The sequence below is a fragment of the Ideonella sp. A 288 genome, from assembly GCF_002198735.1.
Taxonomy (GTDB): domain Bacteria; phylum Pseudomonadota; class Gammaproteobacteria; order Burkholderiales; family Burkholderiaceae_C; genus Pseudaquabacterium.
Map to the genome: position 1 here is coordinate 96,763 of NZ_MWLO01000143.1, position 7,146 is coordinate 103,908.

Sequence of the window (7,146 nt, forward strand, 5' to 3'; positions counted from 1 at the left end):
TCCGCCGCCCGGCCCGCGCGTGACGCGCGGGCCAGTTGTGCCTCACGCCGGCGCCAGCGCAGGCGGGTTGGCGCGCGGGCTGGTGCGCTCGGCGCGCTCCATGTGCGCGGCCCCGTCCCGCACCTGGAAGGCCGCGCCGAAGGCCTGCCCATTGCTGGGCACCTCCACCGTGTCGACGAACCACCACTCGCCCACCACCCGCGAGGCGTCCGCGTCGATCAGCAGGTAGCCCCGGCGCGCCAGGTCGATGTACTTGAGGTGCGGGTTGACCGATCGCAGCAGCGATTCGGCCAAGCCGTGCGTGTCCAGGATCATCGGCGATGTGACCGAGGTGCCGATGAACTCGACCGCCACCGACCCCGCGCCCGTGTCGGGGTCGTAGCCGCCGCGGCCGACGTCGCCGTTGTTCGGGTCCTGCGTCAGGTCGGCGGCCCACGCGCTGTGGGCGTCGCCGGTGAGGAACACCACGTTGCGCACCGGCGGGGCCACACCGTCGCCCGTCAGCACCTGGAACAGGCGGTCGCGCGCGGGCTGGTAGCCGTCCCACTGGTCGGCGTTGGCGTACAGGCCGCCGCCGTCGGCATTGCGCTGCGCCTGGATCTTCAGCTGCGCGAACATCACACCCTGGGCCAGGAACTTCCAGCGCGCGGTGGACGTGCGCAGGCGCCCCGCCACCCAGTCGTGCTGCACGCGGCCCAGCATCTCGCGGCTGGGGTCGGTGAAGGCGCCGCGCTGCCGGAAGGTGCCGGGCAGCGTGGCATCGCCGGGCAACTGCGGCGACCGGCCGGCCACGCGCGTCTCGAGCACCAGCAGGTCGACCAGGTTGCCGAAGGCGAACCCGCGGTAGGCCTGGCGCAGGTCGGCGGGGTTGGCCACGCGCACCGGCATCCATTCGGTGTAGGCGCGCAGGGCGTTGCCGACGCGGTCGGCCCAGGTGCCTTCGGCGCCCGCGGCGTGGCTGGGCGAGCCGGTGGCGCTGGCATCGCTGACGATGTCGTGGTCGTCCCACATCGCCACCATCGGGTGCTGGCGGTGCAGCTCCTGCAGGTCGCCGTCGCGCTTGTGCAGCGCGTGCCGCGCGCGGTAATCGGCCAGCGTGACGAGTTCGCCGTCGGGCTCCACCGCGCGGTAGCTGCCGGAGGCGTTGCCGCCTTCGTAGAAGTAGTCGCCCAGGTGCACCACCAGGTCCAGGTCGGCGCGCTCGGCCACGCGGCGGTAGGCGTTGAAGAAGCCGTCCGCGAAGTTCGAGCAGCTGACCACGGCGATGCGCATGCGGCTGGCCGTGCCCACTGGCAGGGTGCGCGTGCGGCCGATCGGCGAGGCCACGCCGTCCGCGGTGAAACGGTAGTAGTAGGTGGTGTCGGGCTGCAGGCCGGCGACGTCGACCTTGACCGTGTGGTCGCGGCTGGCGTCGGTGGCCAGGCTCAGGCGCGCAACGACGCGCGAGAGCGCCGTGTCGGTGGCCACCACGCAGTCCAGCGCCACCGGCGCGCCCGTGGGCGGGGTGACGCGCGTCCACAGGATCACGCGGTCGGCCAGCGGGTCGCCACTGGCCACGCCGTGGCGGAACACACCCGTGCCGGGCGGCGTGGGCAGCATCTGGCCGTCGCCGCCGCCGCAGGCCTGCATCAGCGGCACCGTGCCCAGTGCCAGGGCCGACCCGCCGACGCGCTGGATGAAGTGGCGGCGGCTGGGGCCGGCAACGCCTGGCTTGTGCTTCTTCCTTGGACGACCCATGAACGCCTCCCATGGCCATGGCCGTTCGAGGCGAACGAAGGATGCCCATGCCGTGCCGAGAGTATGCGGGCGCCGCGATCAGGCCGGCGTTCGCATCGGAAACCTCCGGTGAACGGCGGCCGGCGCGCGCGCCAGCGCGGGTCGATCAGGCCTTGGACGGCCGCTTCGACCGGGGCAAGGTGCTCAGCGCGGTGGTCATCGAACGCTCCATGCGGGCCAGCTTGTGTTCCATGCGGGCGACCCGGTCGAGCAGGCTGAGCTGCGCCCGCATCATGGGCCCGTCGTTCGGGAAGAGATAGCGCCCCTCCATCGAGACCGCACAGACGTACCACGCCACCGCCGCATCGACGCAGCGCAGCTGCACCGCGGAGACGTAGCGATCGGGATCCACGGCGACCCGCAGGTGATAGGGGTAGGACGGGTGGGGCCGGTCGTGCAGGGTCTCGTGCGTCACGCTGCCCACGCTGCGGTCGCCGCCGTCCGAGTACTCGATGCGCGCCTCGAACCGCCCGCAGGCGCCCTCGACGTGGTGCACCATCAGCCACAGGGCCAGCCCGCCATCCGTCGCCACGCCGTGGTACGGCAGCGGCTGCCGCACGCAGTCGTTCTCGATCAGCCTGAGGTTGAAGGCGCTCAGGAAGACGGGGTTGTCCTCGCTGACACCGCCGCCTTCGAGCGCCATGCCCATGCAGGGTTGCCATGGGTCGAGCTCGCCGGTCTCGAAGTAGCCGTTTCGGATCAGTTCCATGGTCTGGCTCCTGAGTGAATCCTGCCACGTGAAGGACGCGACCTCCACAGCCATCGCCGGGCTGCCCCGGCCCGGATAAAGTGTGGGCGTGGCCACGGGTTGGCCGTTGAGGATGCTCAATGCCCCCGGCGGGCACAGGCGCGGGTTGACGGGCCTCAACGCCGCGCCTGTCGGCAGGGCCAGGCTGTTGGTCGGTCGCGCCCCTGAGAAAGGGAAGAACCCATGCAACTCGGATGGACCTGGATGCTGGCAGGCGCAAGCTTGCTGACCGGCTGCGGCGGTGGCGTGTGCATCTCGATCGGGCCGGGGGGCTGCGGTCCGGCGGATGTGTTCGTCGAGGTCGACCTGGTGGTCGATCCGAAGAGCGTGGCGGTGGGCAGCGCCGCCACCTTGTCGTGGGCGACCCGCCATGCCGCCAGCTGCACCGCCAGCGGCGCCTGGAGCGGGCCGAAGCCGGTGTCGGGCACGCAGGTGGTGATCCCGCGGGCGGCTGGCACCGCCCGCTACCAGCTCACCTGCGTCGACGCCAGCGGCGATGTCTGGACGCGCGGCGAGGCCGTGGCCGAGTTGCTGGTCACTCTCTGAGCGCCTGCTGCAGCCGCGCCTGGTGCACGGCGCAGGCCACGCCATCGAACATCGGCAGGCCATGGCCGGCCTGCAGCGCCCGGGCGTAGCCGCACAGCACGGCGCCGGCCAGCACGACGGCCTGCGCGCCGGCCTGCCGCAGGCGATCGACGGCGCCGCCCAGCGTGTCCAGCAGTGCCGGCGACACGGCGTCCGGGCCGGGCTCGAAGGCCAGTGGCGCCTCCGGCGCCTCGAAGCCCGCCAGGCGCGAGGCCAGGCCGATGTCGTCGACGCGTTGGCGGTACAGCGGCAGCAGCGCGGCGCCGAGCGTCAGCAGGCCCACGCGGTCGGCGCGCAGGCAGGCCGTCATCAAGGCGGCCTCGGTCATGCCGACCACCGCCAGGTGCGGGTGCAGCGCGCGCAAGCGCGGCGCGGCGCCGTCGAGCGAGATGGCCAGCACGATGGCGTCGTGGTCGGCCGCATGCGCCGCGGCCAGGGCTGCCGCGCTGGCCTCGGCCACCTGCAGGTCGGGCGCCGAGCGCACCACGCGCGGGCCGTCGGCCGCGGTGACGGCCGTCAGCGTGTCGCCCGGCACAAGCGCCTGCCGGGCCGAGGCCGCCAGGCGCTCGGTGATGTGCACCGAGGTGTTGGGGTTGATCAGCAGCAGCCGCATGGCCTGGGCCGGCGCACCGCGGGTCAGGCCTTGAAGATGGCCTCGAGGTCGACTTCCTCGGTCGAGGTGTCGAGCTTCAGGCTGCTTTCGATGTGGGCCAGGTGCTCCAGCATCAGCCGCTCGGCGCGCGGCGCGTCGCGCCGGGCGATGGCGTCGATGATCTCGGAGTGCTCGTCGGCGCGGCAGCTGGTGGCGGTGGGCGCGTCGTACAGGAAGATGATCAGGCAGGTGAGCATCGACAGCTCGCGCATGCTGCGCGACAGCGCCGAGTTGCCGGCCAGGTCGGCCAGCACGGTGTGGAACTCGCCCGACAGGCGCACGATGGCGCGCTTGTCGTCGCGGCGGCGGGCGTCCACCTCCAGCTCCTGGTGCTGGCGCAGGCGCGTCACGCGCTCGGGGGTGAGCGTGTCGATCAGCCGCCGCAGCAGCGCCGGCTCGATCAGCCGGCGCGCCTCGAACACATCGTGCGCCTGCTGCGGCGTGGGCTTGGCCACGTAGGCGCCGCGCTGCGGGTAGAGCTCGACGATCTGCTCGTGCGCCATGCGCGCCAGCACCTCGCGCACGCGCGCCCGGCTGACGTGGAAGATGTCGGCCAGCCGCTCTTCCACCAGCTTGGTGCCGGGCGGCAGGCGGTGCTCGAGGATGGCGACGTAGATGCGCTCGTAGATCTCGTCGTTGGCGTTCTCGCGGTCCAGGCGGGCCTGGGGCGGTGCCTTGCGCGCGGGGGATGCGGAACTGGCCATGGCGGGGGATGCAACTGCTGGGGTGGGGGCGGTGCGCCGCGCCAGGCGCCGGGGCATGGCGGCCGCGGCCGTCCGGGGGGCCGCGCCACCCGGTGCCAGCATTTTATCGAGCAGGCCCTTGGGCCCCGACGCCGCCACCGGTCAGTGCCAGCCGAACAGGCGGCCCCAGCCGCGCACCTGCGCGGGGTCGGCACCGCCGGCGCGCAGCAGGCCCCACACCGTGGTGCTGACGGTGTCGAGCAGCGCGATGCCGGTGGCGGCCTCCACGCGCTCGGCCAGCGGCGCGGCGCGCAGGTTGGTGCAGAAGGTGGTGATGGCCTGCGGCTTGGCGGCGGCCACCTCGTGCATCAGCGACTCGAGCTGCGCCGGCTCGACCAGCGCGAAGTCGTGGTTGACGCAGATGCCCAGGTGCCGCTCGGCCACCACCTCGATGCCGATGGCGCGGTAGTTGTCGACGATGCGCTGCTGCACGTCGGCGGTGTAGGGCGACACCAGCGCCAGCCGCGTGATGCCCTGCAGCGCCATCAGCTCGTTGAGCGCCAGCACCGCGGTGGTGGCGCGGATGCCGGTGCGCTGGTGGATGCGCTCGACCAGGCGCAGGTCGCTGTCGAAGCCCAGCCAGCCGGCGGCGGTGCCGCTCCAGCCGATGACGTCCACCTTGGCGTCGGCCAGCAGCTCGGCCGCGGCCAGGATCTTGCTGTCGTCGAACTGGCCCAGGGCCTGCGCCGAGAGCGAGATCTCGGTGACCTTGAAGCGCGAGAAATGCGCGCTGCAGCCCGGCACCGCCGCGGCCAGCGCGCTGGTCAGGGGCTCGAGGGCGGTGTTGGACGACGGCGTCAACACGCCGAGCCGCAGGGGACGGGTCATGGCACTCCTTGCTGGGTGGCGCGGGCGGGCAGGGCCCCGAAACCGCGGCGGTGGGCCGATGATGCCCGAAATCGAAAAATTGTCGGCATTGGTGCTAACACCATACCCGACACAAAACATGTTGACGATGATGTTGACATCAAAGTCGCAAGCTTCACCAACAACTTGGCCCGGCTCTTGCTCGAACGCTTGTCAGCAGCAGGAATCAGGCCTCGACGCACCAACGATGGGCAAATCAGCAATGTCAACAAGCATGTCGCCAACAAGTCGTCGCATGCCGCGCCGGATTGGTGCGCCGGGCACCCCGTCGGCGTGCCTGCGGCGGGCGGCGATGGCAGCGCCCAGCGCCAGGCTGCCCCGATGACCCCCGCCTTCGACCTGGTGGTGCGCCGGGCCCGCGTGGCCACCGCCAGCGACACCTTCGACGCCGACATCGGCATCGCTGGCGGCCACATCGTGCAGCTCGGCACGCAACTGGCGCCGGGCGCGCGCGAGATCGACGCCGCCGGCCGCGTGGTCACGCCCGGCGGGGTCGACGCCCACTGCCACCTTGACCAGCCGATGGCCCCGCCGCTGCGCATGGCCGACGATTTCGACACCGGCACCCGCGCCGCGGCCTGCGGCGGCACCACCACGGTGATCCCGTTCGCGGCGCAGGAAAAGGGCGGCTCTCTGCGCGCCGCGGTGGCCGACTACCACCGCCGCGCCGAGGGCCGCGCGCACGTCGACCACGCCTTCCACCTGATCGTCAGCGACCCCACGCCGCAGGTGCTGACCGAGGAGCTTCCGGCGCTGATCGCCGAGGGCTACACCTCGTTCAAGATCTACATGACCTACGACGACCTGAAGCTCGACGACGGCCAGATGCTCGACGTGCTGGCGGTGGCGCGCGAGCATGGCGCGATGGCCATGGTGCACGCCGAGAACGCCGACTGCATCGAGTGGCTGACGAAACGGCTCGAGGCCGCCGGCCGCACCGCGCCGCGCTTCCATGCGCAGGCGCGGCCGATGCTGGTCGAGCGCGAGGCCACGCACCGCGCCATCGCGCTGGCCGAGCTGGTGGACGTGCCCATCCTCATCGTCCACGTCTCCGGCCGCGAGGCGGTGGAGCAGATCCGCTGGGCCCGCGCCCATGGCCTGTCGGTGTTCGCCGAGACCTGCCCGCAGTACCTGTTCCTGACCGCGGCCGATCTGGGCACCGACGACAGCTACCAGGGCGCGCGCTGCGTGTGCAGCCCGCCGCCGCGCGACAAGGCCAACCAGCAGGTGATCTGGGACGCGCTGGTCGACGGCCTGTTCACCGTTTTCTCGTCCGACCACGCGCCCTTCCGCTACGACGCGCCCGAGGGCAAGAAGCCCGGTGGCCAGGAGGTGCCCTTCCGCCACATCCCGAACGGCATCCCGGGCATCGAGACACGGTTGGCGCTGCTGTACTCCGAAGGCGTGCTCGGCGGCCGCATCACGCTCGAGAAGTTCGTCGAGCTCACGTCCACCAACCCGGCCAAGGCTTATGGCCTGCACCCGCGCAAGGGCACCATCGCCATCGGCAGCGACGCCGACCTGGTGATCTGGGACGAGCGCGAGTTCGTACTGTCCAACGATCACCTGCACCACGCCGTCGACTACACGCCCTACGCCGGCCAGACCCTGCGCGCCTGGCCCGGCACCACCATCGCCGGCGGCGACGTGGTGTGGGACGGCCGGCAGTTCCACCCCCGCGCCGGGCGCGGCCGCTTCCTGCGCTGCGGCCCGCCCACGCTGCGCCCGCGCCGCGGGCAAGGGGTTGGCAGAGGGTCATGGAGGGCTCCTTCAGG

General features: G+C 72.2%; 7 protein-coding genes. 2 read left to right on the forward strand and 5 right to left on the reverse strand.

Annotated elements, in window-relative coordinates:
* Positions 1–42 precede the first annotated feature (42 nt).
* Entirely contained in the window at positions 43–1,737 is a 1,695-nt protein-coding gene (locus tag EOINJALH_RS23620; RefSeq protein WP_088284750.1) for an alkaline phosphatase, read from the reverse strand.
* Positions 1,738–1,882: 145 nt separating this feature from the next.
* Positions 1,883–2,485 (reverse strand): hypothetical protein, encoded by a 603-nt coding sequence (locus EOINJALH_RS23625; protein WP_088284752.1) that lies wholly within the window; start codon positions 2,483–2,485, stop codon positions 1,883–1,885.
* 222 nt (positions 2,486–2,707) lie between these two features.
* On the opposite strand from EOINJALH_RS23625, the gene EOINJALH_RS23630 reads away from it, so the two are divergent.
* Positions 2,708–3,070 (forward strand): hypothetical protein, encoded by a 363-nt coding sequence (locus tag EOINJALH_RS23630; RefSeq protein ID WP_088284754.1) that lies wholly within the window; start codon positions 2,708–2,710, stop codon positions 3,068–3,070.
* On the opposite strand, the gene EOINJALH_RS23635 is transcribed toward EOINJALH_RS23630, so the two are convergent.
* From EOINJALH_RS23635 to EOINJALH_RS23645, 3 genes are all read right to left on the reverse strand, one after another.
* On the reverse strand, positions 3,060–3,722 hold the full coding sequence (locus tag EOINJALH_RS23635; protein WP_088284756.1) for an aspartate/glutamate racemase family protein: 663 nt from the start codon (positions 3,720–3,722) through the stop codon (positions 3,060–3,062). The genes EOINJALH_RS23630 and EOINJALH_RS23635 overlap by 11 nt on opposite strands.
* A 23-nt stretch (positions 3,723–3,745) precedes the next feature.
* Positions 3,746–4,465, reverse strand: coding sequence for a GntR family transcriptional regulator (locus tag EOINJALH_RS23640; protein WP_088284758.1), 720 nt, complete (start codon positions 4,463–4,465; stop codon positions 3,746–3,748).
* A 141-nt stretch (positions 4,466–4,606) separates the two neighbouring features.
* Positions 4,607–5,332: an Asp/Glu/hydantoin racemase gene (locus EOINJALH_RS23645; RefSeq protein ID WP_088284760.1), complete on the reverse strand. Its 726-nt coding sequence runs from the start codon at positions 5,330–5,332 to the stop codon at positions 4,607–4,609.
* Positions 5,333–5,692: 360 nt separating this feature from the next.
* On the opposite strand from EOINJALH_RS23645, the gene hydA reads away from it, so the two are divergent.
* A partial coding sequence (gene hydA, locus EOINJALH_RS23650) for a dihydropyrimidinase (protein WP_088284782.1) occupies positions 5,693–7,146 on the forward strand: 1,454 nt, incomplete at its 3' end.

Coding starts and splice junctions, on each gene's coding strand:
- EOINJALH_RS23620 (WP_088284750.1), bottom strand. CDS start 1,737: ATGGGTCGTCCAAGGAAGAAGCACAAGCCAGGCGTTGCCGGCCCCAGC.
- EOINJALH_RS23625 (WP_088284752.1), bottom strand. CDS start 2,485: ATGGAACTGATCCGAAACGGCTACTTCGAGACCGGCGAGCTCGACCCA.
- EOINJALH_RS23630 (WP_088284754.1), top strand. CDS start 2,708: ATGCAACTCGGATGGACCTGGATGCTGGCAGGCGCAAGCTTGCTGACC.
- EOINJALH_RS23635 (WP_088284756.1), bottom strand. CDS start 3,722: ATGCGGCTGCTGCTGATCAACCCCAACACCTCGGTGCACATCACCGAG.
- EOINJALH_RS23640 (WP_088284758.1), bottom strand. CDS start 4,465: ATGGCCAGTTCCGCATCCCCCGCGCGCAAGGCACCGCCCCAGGCCCGC.
- EOINJALH_RS23645 (WP_088284760.1), bottom strand. CDS start 5,332: ATGACCCGTCCCCTGCGGCTCGGCGTGTTGACGCCGTCGTCCAACACC.